Origin of the sequence: Duganella zoogloeoides, assembly GCF_034479515.1 — a bacterium.
Taxonomy (GTDB): domain Bacteria; phylum Pseudomonadota; class Gammaproteobacteria; order Burkholderiales; family Burkholderiaceae_D; genus Rugamonas; species Rugamonas zoogloeoides.
Genome location: NZ_CP140152.1, coordinates 4942434 through 4957087 on the forward strand (window position 1 = coordinate 4942434; position 14654 = coordinate 4957087).

At 64.9% G+C, this 14654-nt stretch carries 13 protein-coding genes; all 13 read right to left on the reverse strand.

The window, feature by feature from the left end; translation table 11 throughout:
- Positions 1 to 21: 21 nt before the first annotated feature.
- From SR858_RS21795 to mraZ, 13 genes are read right to left on the reverse strand one after another with little or no spacing between them, the layout of a single operon-like run.
- Positions 22 to 846: a cell division protein FtsQ/DivIB gene (locus SR858_RS21795; RefSeq protein ID WP_019921435.1), complete on the reverse strand. Its 825-nt coding sequence runs from the start codon at positions 844 to 846 to the stop codon at positions 22 to 24.
- Between the two features lie 7 nt (positions 847 to 853).
- Entirely contained in the window at positions 854 to 1813 is a 960-nt protein-coding gene (locus tag SR858_RS21800) for a D-alanine--D-alanine ligase (protein WP_019921434.1), read from the reverse strand.
- A gap of 2 nt (positions 1814 to 1815) precedes the next feature.
- Positions 1816 to 3207 carry a UDP-N-acetylmuramate--L-alanine ligase gene (murC, locus tag SR858_RS21805; protein WP_019921433.1) on the reverse strand — a complete coding sequence of 464 codons (1392 nt, stop codon included), beginning with the start codon at positions 3205 to 3207 and terminating at the stop codon, positions 1816 to 1818.
- Between the two features lie 17 nt (positions 3208 to 3224).
- The gene (gene murG / locus SR858_RS21810; protein ID WP_026637214.1) at positions 3225 to 4301 is read right to left on the reverse strand and encodes an undecaprenyldiphospho-muramoylpentapeptide beta-N-acetylglucosaminyltransferase; all 1077 of its coding nucleotides are present in this window, start codon (positions 4299 to 4301) and stop codon (positions 3225 to 3227) included.
- On the reverse strand, positions 4298 to 5518 hold the full coding sequence (gene ftsW, locus SR858_RS21815) for a putative lipid II flippase FtsW (RefSeq protein ID WP_019921431.1): 1221 nt from the start codon (positions 5516 to 5518) through the stop codon (positions 4298 to 4300). The genes murG and ftsW overlap by 4 nt, the downstream gene beginning before the upstream one ends.
- Positions 5518 to 7026, reverse strand: a complete 1509-nt coding sequence (gene murD, locus SR858_RS21820) for a UDP-N-acetylmuramoyl-L-alanine--D-glutamate ligase (protein ID WP_019921430.1) — start codon at positions 7024 to 7026, stop codon at positions 5518 to 5520. Before murD ends, ftsW begins: the two co-directional genes overlap by 1 nt.
- Entirely contained in the window at positions 7023 to 8192 is a 1170-nt protein-coding gene (mraY, locus tag SR858_RS21825; protein WP_019921429.1) for a phospho-N-acetylmuramoyl-pentapeptide-transferase, read from the reverse strand. The genes murD and mraY overlap by 4 nt, the downstream gene beginning before the upstream one ends.
- A gap of 2 nt (positions 8193 to 8194) precedes the next feature.
- Positions 8195 to 9595 carry a UDP-N-acetylmuramoyl-tripeptide--D-alanyl-D-alanine ligase gene (locus SR858_RS21830; protein WP_019921428.1) on the reverse strand — a complete coding sequence of 467 codons (1401 nt, stop codon included), beginning with the start codon at positions 9593 to 9595 and terminating at the stop codon, positions 8195 to 8197.
- Positions 9595 to 11151 carry a UDP-N-acetylmuramoyl-L-alanyl-D-glutamate--2,6-diaminopimelate ligase gene (locus tag SR858_RS21835; protein WP_154819916.1) on the reverse strand — a complete coding sequence of 519 codons (1557 nt, stop codon included), beginning with the start codon at positions 11149 to 11151 and terminating at the stop codon, positions 9595 to 9597. The genes SR858_RS21830 and SR858_RS21835 overlap by 1 nt, the downstream gene beginning before the upstream one ends.
- Complete coding sequence (locus SR858_RS21840; RefSeq protein WP_019921426.1) at positions 11148 to 12923, reverse strand: peptidoglycan D,D-transpeptidase FtsI family protein; 1776 nt, start codon at positions 12921 to 12923, stop codon at positions 11148 to 11150. Before SR858_RS21840 ends, SR858_RS21835 begins: the two co-directional genes overlap by 4 nt.
- Positions 12920 to 13195: a cell division protein FtsL gene (gene ftsL / locus SR858_RS21845; protein ID WP_019921425.1), complete on the reverse strand. Its 276-nt coding sequence runs from the start codon at positions 13193 to 13195 to the stop codon at positions 12920 to 12922. The genes SR858_RS21840 and ftsL overlap by 4 nt, the downstream gene beginning before the upstream one ends.
- The gene (gene rsmH, locus SR858_RS21850; protein ID WP_019921424.1) at positions 13192 to 14190 is read right to left on the reverse strand and encodes a 16S rRNA (cytosine(1402)-N(4))-methyltransferase RsmH; all 999 of its coding nucleotides are present in this window, start codon (positions 14188 to 14190) and stop codon (positions 13192 to 13194) included. Before rsmH ends, ftsL begins: the two co-directional genes overlap by 4 nt.
- 8 nt (positions 14191 to 14198) lie before the next feature.
- Positions 14199 to 14627 (reverse strand): division/cell wall cluster transcriptional repressor MraZ, encoded by a 429-nt coding sequence (gene mraZ, locus SR858_RS21855; protein WP_026637213.1) that lies wholly within the window; start codon positions 14625 to 14627, stop codon positions 14199 to 14201.
- Positions 14628 to 14654 lie beyond the last annotated feature (27 nt).

Here is a 14654-nt window from a genome sequence, read left to right on the forward strand (position 1 = left end):
TTCTACTTAATGTTGTGGTGGTTATCGTGTTGCCGGCGATGGCTTTTGCGCACCGCCCGTGGTCTTCTTCATCGCCTGCTTTTTCGGCCAGGCGCCGTCCTTCGGTATCTTCAATCCCCTGGCGCTCAGCGCCAGGCCGTTCTGGTAACGCATATCGATGGTCTCGATTTCCGGCAGGTGCTCCACCAGTTGCGGGTAGATGCCCAGCAGACGCTCCACGCGTTCCTTCAACGTGGTACTGGTCTGCTCGCGGCCCAGCGCCACGCTCGTGCCGTTGTCAAGCCTGACGGTCCACGCATAGCGCGAGGACAGCGACAGCGCTGCCGGCACCAGTTGCAGCGGCGCGAACCAGGTCCGCAGTTCGGCGTAACGCGCCAGCACTTCCTTCTCGCTGCCATCGGGGCCGTCGAATTCCGGCAACTCGTGATCCTCTTCCGCCTCGGCCAGGTTGGCGGTAAATACATCGCCCTTGGTCGAAAGCAGGCGGCCGTCCTCGCCCCACGTGCCCAGCGCCTCGTGCTCTTCCAGCGTGACGATCAGCTGGTCGGGCCACTCGCGGCGCACCGTTGCGCGGCGTACCCACGGCACCGCCTCGAACACCTGGCGCACCGCGTCGAGGTTGGTGGTGAAGAAGTTGCCCTTCAGGCGCCACAGCGCGCTGTTACGCAAGGTCAGCTGGTTCACGTGGCGCAGGCCGTCCTGGTCCATGCTCTCGATGCGAATCGTGCGCAGGTCGAACATCGGACGCTGCGCCACCCACCACACGCCGGCGCCGATGCATGCCAGCAACGCGGCTGCGAACAGCGCGCTGGCGGTAGCATTCAAGGCTTTAGCGTCTTGCCACATCGTGCGTTCAACCCTTCATTTTCAAACGGGCCGTGCGCAGGATCGCCACGCACAGGTCTTCGTAGCTCATGCCTTCGGCCCGCGCCGCCATCGGCACCAGCGAGTGGCCGGTCATGCCGGGCGAGGTGTTCACCTCGAGCAGGAACGGTTTCTGGTCGCGCTCGCGCAGCAGCACGTCTACCCGGCCCCAGCCCTCGCAGCCGATGTTGCGGTAAGCCGCTACCGCGATGCGCTGCATCTCGGCGGTCAGTTCCGCCGGCAGCACGGCCGGGCAGATGTACTGGGTGTCGTCGCTGAAGTACTTGTTCTGGTAGTCGTAGTTGCCGGCTGGCGCGACGATTTCCACGATCGGCAGCGCGCGGGCATCCACGCCAGAGCCAAGCACCGCCACCGTGAACTCGCGGCCGGTGACGAATTCCTCGGCCAGCACGGCATCGTCGATGGCGGCGGCGATATCGCACGCGGCCTTGAAGTCGGCTGCCAGCTCCACCTTGGTGATGCCGATGGTCGAGCCTTCGTGCGGCGGCTTGACGATCAGCGGCAGGCCCAGGTCGGCACTGACGGCATCGAGGTCGGAGGCGGCGTCGATCACCGCGTAGCGCGGCGTGGGCAGGCCGGCGGCCAGCCACAGGATCTTGGTGGTGATCTTGTCCATCGCCACGGCGCTGGCCATCACGCCGCTGCCCGTGTACGGAATGCGCAGCAGTTCCAGCGCGCCCTGCAAGCTGCCGTCTTCGCCGTAGCGGCCGTGCAGCGCGATGAACACGCGGTCGAATTGTTGCTCGGCCAGTTCGGCCAGCGTGCGCTCGCCGGTGTCGAAGCCGTGGGCGTCAACGCCCTTGCTTTGCAGCGCTTTCAGTACGCCGGCGCCGGACATCAGCGACACTTCGCGCTCGGCCGAACGGCCGCCGAACAGCACGCCCACCTTGCCCAGCGCCTTGATATCTTCAGTAGAGATGATGCTCATGGTCAGACCTTTGGATAATGAGTCAGTTTGGCCGGCACGGCGCTGATGGCGCCGGCGCCCATGGTGATGACGACGTCGCCGTCCTTCACCACGCTCATGATGGTTTCCGGCATATCGCCGATGTTTTCCACGAAAATCGGTTCGATCTTGCCACGTGCGCGCAAGGCGTGCGCCAGCGAACGGCCGTCGGCAGCCACGATCGGCGCTTCGCCGGCCGCGTACACCTCGGCCAGCACCAGCACGTCGGGCGCGCCCAGCACCTTGACGAAGTCCTCGAACAGGTCGCGCGTGCGGCTGTAGCGGTGCGGCTGGAACGCCAGCACCAGCCGGCGGCCCGGGTACGCGGCGCGCGCGGCAGCCAGCGTGACTTCGGTTTCCACCGGGTGGTGGCCGAAATCATCGACCAGCGCAAAGGTGCCACCGGTTGGGATGGCAACCTCGCCATAGCGCGTAAAGCGGCGGCCGACGCCACCGAAGCCGGCCAGGCCCGCTTGGGTGTGGTGGTCGGCGATGCCGATCTCGCGGGCGATCGCAATCGCCGAGCAGGCATTCTGCACGTTGTGCATGCCGGGCTGGTTCAGCACCACGTCCAGGTCCGGGTAGCCGTCCTGCAGCACGGTGAAGTGCATTTCCACGCCCACGGCGCGGGCATTGATGGCGCGCACTTCCGCTTCTTCGTGGAAGCCGTAGGTGGTGACCGGCTTGGTCACGTGCGGAATGATCGAGCGCACGTGCGGATCGTCGATGCACAGCATGGCGCGGCCGTAGAACGGCAGACGGTGCGTGAAGTGCACGAACGCCTGCTTGAGCTTTTCGAAATCGTGCTCATAGGTGTCCATGTGGTCGGCGTCGATGTTGGTGATCACTTCGATCATCGGCGTCAGGTTCAGGAACGATGCATCCGATTCATCGGCTTCGGCCACCAGGTAGTCGCCGGTGCCCAGTTTGGCATTGGCGCCGGCGGCGGTCAGGCGACCGCCGATGACAAACGTCGGATCGAGGCCGCCCTGCGCCAGCACCGAGGCCACCAGGCTGGTGGTGGTGGTCTTGCCGTGGGTGCCGGCAATCGCGATGCCGCGCTTCAAGCGCATCAATTCGCCGAGCATCACCGCGCGCGGCACGATCGGCACCTTGCGCGCGCGCGCTGCCAGTACTTCCGGATTGTCCTGCTGCACAGCGGTCGAGGTGACGACAGCGTCGGCCGCGCCGATATTGTCGGCGGCGTGACCCTGGAACACTTTGGCGCCCATGTCCGCCAGGCGCTGGGTGACAGCGTTGCTGCCCAGGTCCGAGCCGGAAACGGAATAGCCGAGCGTGAGCAGCACTTCGGCGATGCCGCTCATGCCGCTGCCGCCGATGCCGACGAAGTGTATGTTCTGTACTTTATGTTTCACTGCCTGGTTCCTATGTTCTAAGCTTTTGCTGCCAGTTGTTCGATTACCTGTGCGATCGCCTCGTTCGCATCGCGCTTGCCCACCTTGTGCGCTGCCGTCGCCATGGTGAGACACGCGGTGCGCGTGAGCGTCTCGAGCAGCGTCGCCACGCTTTGCGCGCTCATTTCCGTCTGCGGCATGTGAATCGCCGCGTTCTGCTTCGCCATCCACTGCGCGTTGTCGCGCTGGTGGCTGGTGGTCGATGCCACCAGCGGCACCAGCACGCTGGCCACGCCGGCGGCAGTCAGTTCCGACACCGTGATGGCGCCAGCACGGCAAATCACCACGTCGGCCTGCGCATAGGCGCTGGCCATATCGTCGATGAAATCGACCACGTTGGCCGCCACCCCGGCTTGCGCATACGACGCGCGCAGCGCATCGATATTCTTCTTGCCCGACTGGTGCGTGACTACCGGCCGCTGCTCCGCCGGGATCAGCGCCAGCGCTGCCGGCAGATTGTCGTTGAGCGCCTTCGCGCCCAGGCTGCCGCCAACGACCAGGATGCGCAGCGCGCCGCTGCGGCCCACGAAACGCTCGGCCGGCGCCGGCAGATCGAGGATCTCCTTGCGCACCGGGTTGCCGGTCACCACCGCCTTGTCGGCCGCCTTGCCGAAGTTGGCGGGGAAGCCGAAGCACACGCGCTCGGCGAACGGCACCAGCGTCTTGTTCGACAACAGCAGCGCGGCGTCGGCGTTCACCAGTGCCAGCGGCGTGGCACGCAGCTTGGCCATCAAGCCCCCCGGTACAGTAACGTAGCCGCCCATGCCGAGGATGACATCGGGCTTGCGCCGGCCGATGAAGCCGTGGCACGCGATGAAGGCCTTCACCATTTTCAGCGCGCCGCCGATCGAGTGCGACAAGCCCTTGCCGCGCATGCCGGTAAAGTCGATGCTGTCCATCGCGATGCCGCTTTTCGGCACGAGCTCCTGCTCCATGCCGGCGGACGTGCCGAGCCAGGTTACTTCCCAGCCGCGCGCGCGCATGGTCTGCGCAATTGCCAGGCCGGGGAAAATGTGGCCGCCGGTGCCGGCTGCCATGATCATCAGTCGTTTCATAATCTGCCACCACGCATCAGGACCCGGTTCTCGTAGTCGATCCGGAGCAGGATCGCCAGGCCGATGCAGTTAATTACCACGCCCGTGCCGCCATAGCTCATCAGCGGCAGGGTCAATCCCTTGGTGGGCAGCAGGCCAAGGTTTACGCCCATATTGATAAAGGTCTGCACACCGATCCAGATGCCGATGCCCTTGGCCGTCAGGCCGGCAAAGGTCTGGTCGATGGCAATGGCCTGGCGGCCGATGTCAAACGCCCGCTTGACGATCCAGTAGAACATCGAAATCACGATCAGCACCCCCACCAGGCCCAGTTCCTCGCCGATCACCGCCATCAGGAAGTCGGTGTGCGCTTCGGGCAGGTAGTGCAGCTTTTCCACGCTGCCGCCGAGGCCCACGCCGAAGATTTCGCCACGACCGAACGCGATCAGCGAGTGCGTCAGCTGGTACGCCTTGTTCATCGCATTGTTCTCGTCCCACGGATTGAGGTAGGCGAAATAGCGCTCGCGGCGGAATTTCGACAGCGCGATGATGGAACCGAAAATGGCAACCAGCATCACGCCGATGCCGCCGAACCATACGGCGTTGATCCCGCCCAGGAACAGGATGCCCATGGTGATGCAGACGATCACGCCGAACGCGCCCAGGTCGGGCTCGAGCAGCAGCAGCAAACCGACGAAACCGACGGCGGCGGCCATCGGCAGGAAACCCTTGGTCAGCTTGTGCATGTATTCCTGCTTGCGCACCGTGTAGTCGGCCGCATACAGCACCGCCACGACCTTCATCAGTTCCGACGGCTGGATCTTGATGACGACCAGCGACAGCCAGCGGCGGCTGCCGTTCACCACCGAGCCCAGGCCCGGGATCAGCACCATGACCAAGAGCACCAGGGTGCCGATGAACAGGTAAGGCGCCCACTTTTGCAAGGTGGCGATGCGGGTGCGGAACACGAACATGCCGATCACCAGCGACACCACCACGAACATGGCCTGGCGTTGCAGGAAGTAGGTATTCTGCCAGCGCACGTAGTTGGCAAAGCGCGGCGAATCGGGCAGCGAGATCGACGCCGAATACACCATCACCATCCCCAGCAGCATCAGGATGATGGTGACCCAGACCAGCGGCTGGTCGTACTCCATCATCTTCGACTGCCGCGCGCGGCCATCGATCGGCGTGACCGCCGATTTCTGTCCGAAGCGGAACGGCATCTGGAAGGCCATCAGAGCTCCTGTCCGTTGTCGAGGGCGATCTCGCGCACGGTGTCGATGAACACCTGGGCGCGATGCGCGTAATTCTTGAACATGTCCATGCTGGCACACGCGGGCGACAGCAGCACGGCGTCGCCGGTCTGCGCCAGGTCGCGCGCACGCATGACCGCCTTGGGCAGATCGGTGCCGCAGTCTTCCAGCGCGATGCCGGTATCCGCCAGCGCAGCGCGCAGCAGCGGCGCATCCCGGCCAATCAGCAGCGCGGCGCGCACGTAGCGAGCGGCCGGTTCGGCCAGTGGACCGAAGTCCTGGCCCTTGCCGTCGCCGCCCAGGATCACCACCAGGCGCTGGTCGGCGCCCGTGAAGGCTTTACCGAGGCCGTTCAATGCGGCCACGGTGGCGCCCACGTTGGTACCCTTGCTGTCGTCGTAGTATTCGACGTCATTGATCGCGCCCACCAGTTCCACCCGGTGCGGCTGGCCGCGGTAGTCGCGCAGGCCGTGCAGCAGGGGCGCGAGCGGCAGGTCGATGGCGCGGCACAGCGCCAGCGCGGCCAGCGCGTTGGCGGCGTTGTGCACGCCACGAATTTGCAGCGCGTCGGACGGCATCAGGTTTTTCACCGTGGTCTCGACCGGTGGCGGCGGCGGATCGTTCTTCTTGCGCTTCTTCGGCTCGCCCTCTTCCTCGGCCGGCACGGCGGTGGCGAGCCACAGCACGTTGCGCTCGTTGTTGAGGCCAAAGTCGCCCAGGTGTTTCGGGGCATCGGTACCGAAACTGACATTGACGCCGTTATTGCTGGCCATGCGCATCACGGTCGCGTCGTCGCGGTTCAGTACGCGCACGGTGTCGTGGGCGAAGATGCGGTGCTTGGCGGCGGCATACGACGGCATGTCGCCGTGCCAGTCCAGGTGGTCCTGGGTGACGTTCAATACGGTGGCGGCGTGCGCTTCGAGGGTGAAGGTGGTTTCGAGCTGGAAGCTGGAAAGTTCCAGTACCCACACGTCAGGCAAGCTGTCGTTATCGAGTACCTCGCGCAGCACGTCGAGCGCCGCCGGGCTGATATTGCCCGCCACGCGCACGGTCTTGCCCGCGCGTTCGCACAACTGGCCCACCAGCGTGGTCACGGTCGTTTTGCCATTGGTGCCAGTGATCGCGATGATCTTCGGTGCATAACCGCGTTCACCCTTCAACGACTCCAGCGCCCGGGCGAACAACTCGATCTCGCCCCAGACCGGAATACCGGCGGCACCGGCTGCCGGAGCGATCACGGCCAGTTCGCGGCCCGGCGCCAGGCCCGGACTGACAGCGACGAAATCGACGCCAGCGAGCAGCGCCGCGTCGAACGCACCGGCGACGAACTCCACGCCTGGCACCGCAGCTTGCAAGGCAGGCAGGCGCTCGGGCGACTCGCGGGTATCGGCCACGCGTACGCGCGCGCCGCTGCGGGCGAGCCACAGCGCCATCGCCAGGCCGGATTCGCCGAGGCCTAAAACCAGTGCGTTTTTGCCGTCGTAGCTCATCGCAGCTTCAAGGTAGACAAACCAACCAACACCAGCATCATCGTGATAATCCAGAAACGCACGACGACCTGGGTCTCTTTCCAGCCTTTTTGTTCGAAATGGTGGTGCAGCGGCGCCATCAGGAACACGCGGCGGCCCACGCCGTAACGCTTCTTGGTGTACTTGAACCAGCCCACCTGCATGATCACCGACACCGTCTCCGCCACGAAAATGCCGCCCATGATGAACAGCACGATTTCCTGGCGCACGATCACGGCAATGGTGCCCAGCGCGCCGCCCAGGGCCAGCGCACCGACGTCGCCCATGAACACCTGGGCCGGATGGGTGTTAAACCACAAAAAGGCGAGACCGGCGCCAGCCAACGCGCCGACGAAGATGATCAACTCGCCCGCGCCCGGAATGTGCGGAATCAAGAGGTACTTCGAATACGTGGCGCTACCGGTCAGGTAGGCGAACAGGCCCAGGGCCGCGCCGACCAGGATGGTCGGCATAATGGCCAAACCGTCGAGACCATCGGTAAAGTTGACGGCATTGCTGGTGCCGACGATGACGCAGTACGTCAGCGCGATGAAGCCCCATACGCCCAGCGGGTAGCTGATGGTCTTGAAGAACGGCACGATCAAATCGGCCTTGGGCGGCAGGTCCATCTGGAAGCCCGACTGCACCCAGGCGAAGAACAGCTCGAACACCTTGCCGGCATTTGGCGCGGACACGGAGAACGCCAGGTACAGCGCGGCGGCCAGGCCGACCAGCGACTGCCAGAAGTACTTTTCGGCGGAGCGCATGCCCTCCGGGTCCTGGTTGACCACCTTGCGGTAGTCATCGACCCAGCCGATGGCGCCAAAGCCCAGCGTAACCACCAGCACCGGCCAGATCAGGCGGTTGGACAGGTCGCACCACAGCAGCGTGGACACGCCGATGGCGATCAGGATCAACAGGCCGCCCATGGTGGGGGTACCATGTTTTTTCAGGTGCGTTTGCGGACCGTCGGTGCGCACGGCCTGGCCGTACTTGAGCGACGTCAGCATGCGGATCACGGCCGGACCGGCCGCCAGGCCGATGATCAGGGCGGTGGCCGCAGCGGCAACGGCGCGGAAGGTGATGAAGTTAAAGACCCGGAGCGGGCCTATCTCGTCCTGGAAAAACTGAGCGAGCCAAAGCAGCATGATTAGTGACTTCCTTTAATAGCTTGTTGCAATCCAATCAAATGCTGCACGACCCGTTCCATTTTCATGAAGCGGGAGCCCTTGATCAATACGGTTGCGTTCGACGTGACTGCCGCATCCACTGCGGACAGCAAGGCGTCGAATTGTTCAAAATGACGAATGACGTCCCCACGCATGTGGGCGGCCAGTTCGCCGGTAACGAGCACCTGTTCGATGCCCTTGCTCTGCGCGTAAGCGCCGATCTCTTGGTGGAACTCGCGGCCCTGCGTGCCCACTTCGCCCATGTCGCCCAGCACCAGCACGCGCGGCGCAGCGGCTTTCGCCAGCACGTCGATGGCGGCGCGCACCGAATCCGGGTTGGCGTTGTAGGTGTCGTCGATGACGGTGGCGCCGTTGACGGCGGCCTTGCGTTGCAGGCGGCCGCTGACCGGTGCAAAGGTGTCAAGTCCCAGCTTGATGTGTTCCAGCGCGATGCCGGCCGCGTACGTACACGCTACCGCTGCCAGGGCATTGCGCACATTATGTTCGCCGGCCGCCTGCAAGTTGACGAAGAACTGTTCTTCGCCCTTGCTGTTGCTTGCGCGGATGGTGACGAACATCTCGTTGCCGAATGTGGTACCTGAGTCGTTGGCACGGAAGGTGCACGACACCTCGGCGGCCTTGCTCAAGCCGAAGCGCAGCACGCGGCGGCCGGCGGCCAGTTCGTCCCATACCGGCGTGTACTCGTCGTCGTGCGGATAGACAGCCACGCCATCGGCCGGCAAGGCCGCCAGCACGGCGCCGTTTTCGCGCGCTACCGCTTCCACCGTGTGCATGAATTCCTGGTGTTCGCGCTGGGCGTTGTTGACCATGGCAATGGTCGGTGCGGCAATCGCGGCCAGGCGCGCGATTTCGCCCGGATGGTTCATGCCCATCTCGATCACGGCCGACTGCTGCTCCGCATCCATGCGGAACAAGGTCAGTGGCACGCCGATTTCGTTATTCAGGTTGCCGCGCGTGGCCAGCCGACCTGCCTCGCCGTGGGCGGCGGCCAGGATGGTGGCGATCATTTCCTTGACCGTGGTCTTGCCGTTGCTGCCGGTCACGCCGATCACCGGTACCGCGAACTGGCCGCGCCACCAGTTGGCCAGCTGGCCCAGGGCGACGAGCGTGTTCGGCACGACGATGGCCGGCACGCTCAAACCATCTGGCACTTCTTCCACCACCACGGCAGCGACGCCCTTCGCGACGACATCGTGCAAAAACGCGTGGGCGTCGAACACCTCGCCGCGCAGGGCGACGAACAGGGCGCGGGCGGCCACGCTGCGGCTGTCGGTGGAGACGCCATTGAATTCAAGCGCGCCGTCGCCGATGAACGCAGCGCCGGTAAGCGAAGGCAGGACCTGTGCGAGTGCAGCGCGCATCAATGGGTCCTCATCATGGTCAGGCGCGCCGACAGCGCCAGCTGGGCGTGGTCGGTGTCCGAGAACGGCAGCTTCTTGCCCTTGATTTCCTGGTACGGCTCATGGCCCTTGCCCGCCAGCAGGATCACGTCGGCCTTGGCCGCGTGCTTGATCGCCGACAAGATGGCGCCGGCGCGGTCGTCCTGGGTTTGCACGCGCGAAGCCGGGTTGTTCAGGTCCATGCCGGCGACGATTTGCTCGATGATGGCGTGCGGATCTTCGCTGCGCGGATTGTCGCTAGTGACGATCACCTGGTCGGCCGCCTGGGCAATCTTGCCCATTTGCGGCCGCTTGCCCGGATCGCGGTCGCCGCCGCAGCCGAACACGCACCACAGCTGACCGTTGCGATCGGTGGCGACAGCGCGCAGCGCGGCCAGGGTTTTTTCCAGCGCGTCCGGCGTATGGGCGTAGTCGATCACGATCAGCGGCGCATCCTGGCCGCCCACCTGCTGCATGCGGCCCGGCGCCGGGACCAGGGCTTCCACCGCCTCGATGGCGCCGCGCAGGCCGGTGCCCCTGGCCAGTAGCGCGCCCATCACGCCCAGCGCATTGCTGATATTGAAGGCGCCCACCAGTTGGGTTTTTACCAGCGCCACGCCCAGCGGACAGTCGAGGTGGAACTCGGTGCCGCCCGCGCGGCCGGTGCGCAACTGGCTGGCGCGCAGCACCAGCACGTCGTCGATATCGGGTTGCGCGGCTTGGTCCTGCAGCGTGTAGCCGATCAGCGGGATGGTGCCGGCCAGGGCCGGCCTGGCTTTCAGGTGGGCGATCAGGCGCAGGCCGGCCGGATCGTCGAGATTGACCACGGCGGTTTTCAGGCCCGGCCAGTCGAACAGTTTGACCTTGGCCGCTTCATACGCGGCCATGTCGCCGTGGTAGTCGAGGTGGTCGCGGGTGAGGTTGGTAAACACGGCCACATCGAAATGCATGCCGGCCACGCGGTGCTGATCGAGGCCGATCGACGACACTTCGATGGCCAGCGATTTGGCGCCCTGCTCGCGCAGGCCGGCCAGGGTGCGCGCCAGCAGCACGGCGTCGGGCGTGGTGTAGCCGGTAACGTCGTAATCGACTTCGCCGCGGGCGCGGAATACGCCCACGCCCAGCGTGCCGACCACGGCAGCGAGTTCGCCACTGCGCGCCAGGGCCTGCCCCAGCCAGACGGCGCTCGAAGTCTTGCCGTTGGTGCCGGTCACGCCAACCGTAAACATGGCGCTGTCAGGCTGTGCGTAGTAGGCGTGGGCGATCGGGCCCGCGTGTTGTTTGAGATCGGCCACGCCGATGCTGGCGACACTGGCGCTGTCGGGCAGAGCACCGCCAGCGGCGTCGAACACCACCAGCGCGGCGCCGTTGGCCACCGCGCTGTCGATAAAGGCGCGGCCTTCGGCAAAAGCGAAAAACACGTCGCCCGGTTCCACGCGGCGCGAGTCCGAGGTCAGGCGGGCGCCAGGCGCCAGCTTGCGGATCGCGTCGGCGATGGCGGGTATTCCGGCCAACGGGTCGAAGTTTAAAGTCGTCACATGTTCCCCTGTGCTGCGGATTCAGGAATGATGATATGGGTCAGGTCGGAGTCCGGCGCCACGTTCTTGGCGCGCAGCGCCTGCGCGGCCAGTGCGGAAAACACCGGGCCGGCGACGTCACCGCCGTATTTGAGAGGGCCGCTCGGCTCGTCGATCATGACGGCAATGATGAAGCGCGGGTCCGACATCGGCGCCATGCCGACGAAGTTGCCGATGTACTTGGTGTGCGAGTAGCGGCCACCGATGAATTTTTGCGCGGTACCGGTCTTGCCGCCCACGCGGTAGCCGGGCACTTGCGCCTTGACGGCGGAGCCGCCCGGCAGCGTGACCATTTCCAGCATCTCGCGCATTTCGGCGGCGGTCTTGGGACTGATCACCTGGGTGCCGTGCGGTGCTTCGTGCACCTTCTGGAACGACAGCGGAATGATGTCGCCATCGCGCGCCAGCACCAGGTAGGCGCGCGCCAGCTGGATCAGCGACACCGACATGCCCTGGCCAAAGCTCATGTTGGCGTGTTCGATCGGACGCCACGATTTGTACGGGCGCACGCGGCCGGCCACGGCGCCGGGGAAGCCCCACTTGGGTGGCTGGCCGAAACCGAGCTTGGTGAACATTTCCCACAGGTCTTGCGCCGGCATCGCCATGGCGATCTTGGTGGTGCCGATGTTGGACGACTTCTGGATCACGGTCTGGACGTCGATCACGTGGTGCGGCGAGGTATCGTGGATGACGCGGTCGGCGATCACCATGGCGCCGTTGCCGGTGTCGATCATGGTGTGCGGCGTGACCTTTTTGGCGTCGAGCGCCATCACCACCGGGAACGGCTTCATCGACGATCCCGGCTCGAAGGTATCGGTCATCACGCGGTTGCGCAGCTGCTCGCCGGTGAGCTTGGAGCGGTCGTTCGGGTTATAGGTCGGATAGTTGGCCAGCGCCAGCACTTCGCCCGTGTGCACATCGAGCACCACGGCAGCGCCGGCCTTGGCCTTGAATTTTTCCACTGCGTCTTTCACCTGGGTGAAGGCGATGTACTGGATCTTGCTGTCGATCGAGAGCGTGAGATCCTTGCCGTCGTGCGGTTCACGCACCGAACCGATATCTTCGACGATGTGGCCCAGGCGGTCGCGGATCACGCGGCGCGTGCCGGGCTGGCCGACCAGGCTTTTTTGCTGGGCCAGTTCCATCGATTCCTGGCCCACGTCCTCCAGGTTGGTGAAGCCCACCACGTGGGTGGTCACTTCGCCCTGCGGGTAGAAGCGCTTGTATTCTTTTTCCGAGCCGATGCCGGTGATCTTGAGCTTGGCGATCTTGTCGGCCACGTCCAGCTCGACCTGGCGCTTGAGGTACACGAAGCTGCGGTCGGAGTCGAGCTTCTTCTGCAGTTCGGCATTGGTCATGCCCAGCAGCGTGGCCAATTCCTTGAGCTGGTCGGCCGGTGCGTTCTGCACGTCGTCCGGGTTGGCCCAGATCCCCTTGACCGGCACCGACGACGCCAGCACCTGGCCATCGCGGTCGGTGATCTTGCCGCGCGTGGCGGGCAGCACCAGGGTGCGGGCATAGCGGGCTTCGCCCTGCTTTTGCAGGAACTGGGTGGACATGCCCTGCAACCACATGGCGCGGCCGGCCAGCGCGGCAAACGCGAAGAACAACACGAACAGCACGACGCGCGAACGCCATACCGGCAGGCTCACCGCCAGTACCGGGTTCTTCGAGAACGGCACGCCCTTGGAGCGGGCGACCCGTGCGTTGTTCTGGTTGCCGCCGCGGCTCATTTCGATGCCTCGGGGGTCAGGTACTGCGTGCGCGCGGCGGTCAGCGCGGTCATGCCCAGGTCGCGGCGGGCGATTTCCTCGATGCGCGCGTGCTTGCCCAGGGTGGACTGGTCGAGCTGGAGCTGCGACCATTCGATGTCGAGCTGGCGCGCCTGCGACTGCGAGCGTTCCAGCTCGATGAACAGGTGGCGCGCCTGGTACTGGGCGTTGACCAGCGACAGGCCGCAGCCCACCAGCAAGGCGGACAGCACGATGTTGATCTTGCCGCTCACGCCGCGTCCTCGGGGAAAGGCAGGCGGCGCGCCACGCGCATTACCGCCGAGCGGGCGCGCGGGTTGGCGTCCACTTCGGCGTCGGACGGCTTGAGCTTGGCCAGCAGCTTGATCTCGGGCTGCGGCAGGTCCACGGCGCGGATCGGCAGGCGGCGGTCGGGCTGTTCGACATTGGCGCGGGCAGCAAAGAAGCGCTTGACCATGCGGTCTTCCAGCGAATGGAAGCTGATGATGGCCATGATGCCGCCCGGGGCCAGGCTGTCGTACGCCTGGTTCAGACCGATTTCGAGGTCTTCAAGCTCTTTATTGATGAAAATCCGGATAGCCTGAAAGGTGCGAGTGGCCGGATCCTTGCCCTTCTCCCGGGTTTTGACCGCGCCTGCCACGATGCCGGCAAGCTGTCGTGTGGTCGAAATTGGTTCGATTGCCCGGCGAGCAACAATCGCCTTTGCAATCTGGAAAGCAAACCGTTCTTCCCCATATTCTTTGATAACCTTTTCCAGTGTCTGTTCGTTTTCGATGGCAAGCCATTCGGCTGCCGACATGCCGCGCGTGGTGTCCATGCGCATGTCGAGCGGACCGTCGTTGCGGAAGCTGAAGCCGCGTGCGGCGTCGTCCACCTGCGGCGACGAAATGCCCAGGTCGAGCAGGATGCCGTCCACCTGCGCCGCGCCGCGTGCGGCAAGCGCCGCGCGCATGGTGGCAAAGCTGTCGTGGACGATGGTGAAACGTGGATCGTCGATTTGTTCGGCGGTGGCGATTGCCTGCAGGTCCTTGTCGAAGGCGATCAGGCGCGCGTTGGCGCCCAGCTTCGACAGGATCAGGCGTGAGTGGCCGCCCCGGCCGAAGGTGCCGTCGACGAACAAGCCGTTGGCGCGTGCGCCGTGCAGCGCCAGGGCATCGACCGCCTCGTCCAGCAGGACGGTGCGATGCTGGAAATCGGATGCTGCACGGTCGGATACCGGGCTGTCAGGTACCGTAGTAGTAGTGATCACGGAGTACCTTAGAAAGAGAAATTGGCGAGGACATCGGGGGTGCCGGCATCAATGGCCTGCTGCTCTTTTTCCGCCATCTTGGCGGCATCCCAGATTTCGAAATGCGAGCCCATGCCCATCAACATCACTTCGCGCTCGATGCCGACGGCGGTGCGCAGTTCGGGAGCGATCAGGATGCGGCCGGCGGTGTCGAGTTCGACGTCGGTGGCGTAGCCAAGGAAGATGCGTTGCCAGGCGCGCGCCTGCATGGGCCACTGGGCGATCTGCTGGCGGTGCTGCTCCCACACGGGACGGGGGAACAGCATGACGCAGCCGTCGGGATGGCGGGTGAGCGTGAGGCGGCCATCGCATTGGATGGCCAGCGCGTCACGATGCTTGGCAGGGATGGACATCCTGCCTTTTGCATCGAGATTGATTGCGGACGCGCCTTGAAACACGGGATTACCTTTGACCTCAGTATTGTT

Coding starts and splice junctions, on each gene's coding strand:
- SR858_RS21795 (WP_019921435.1), bottom strand. CDS start 846: ATGTGGCAAGACGCTAAAGCCTTGAATGCTACCGCCAGCGCGCTGTTC.
- SR858_RS21800 (WP_019921434.1), bottom strand. CDS start 1,813: ATGAGCATCATCTCTACTGAAGATATCAAGGCGCTGGGCAAGGTGGGC.
- murG (WP_026637214.1), bottom strand. CDS start 4,301: ATGAAACGACTGATGATCATGGCAGCCGGCACCGGCGGCCACATTTTC.
- ftsW (WP_019921431.1), bottom strand. CDS start 5,518: ATGGCCTTCCAGATGCCGTTCCGCTTCGGACAGAAATCGGCGGTCACG.
- murD (WP_019921430.1), bottom strand. CDS start 7,026: ATGAGCTACGACGGCAAAAACGCACTGGTTTTAGGCCTCGGCGAATCC.
- mraY (WP_019921429.1), bottom strand. CDS start 8,192: ATGCTGCTTTGGCTCGCTCAGTTTTTCCAGGACGAGATAGGCCCGCTC.
- SR858_RS21830 (WP_019921428.1), bottom strand. CDS start 9,595: ATGCGCGCTGCACTCGCACAGGTCCTGCCTTCGCTTACCGGCGCTGCG.
- SR858_RS21840 (WP_019921426.1), bottom strand. CDS start 12,923: ATGAGCCGCGGCGGCAACCAGAACAACGCACGGGTCGCCCGCTCCAAG.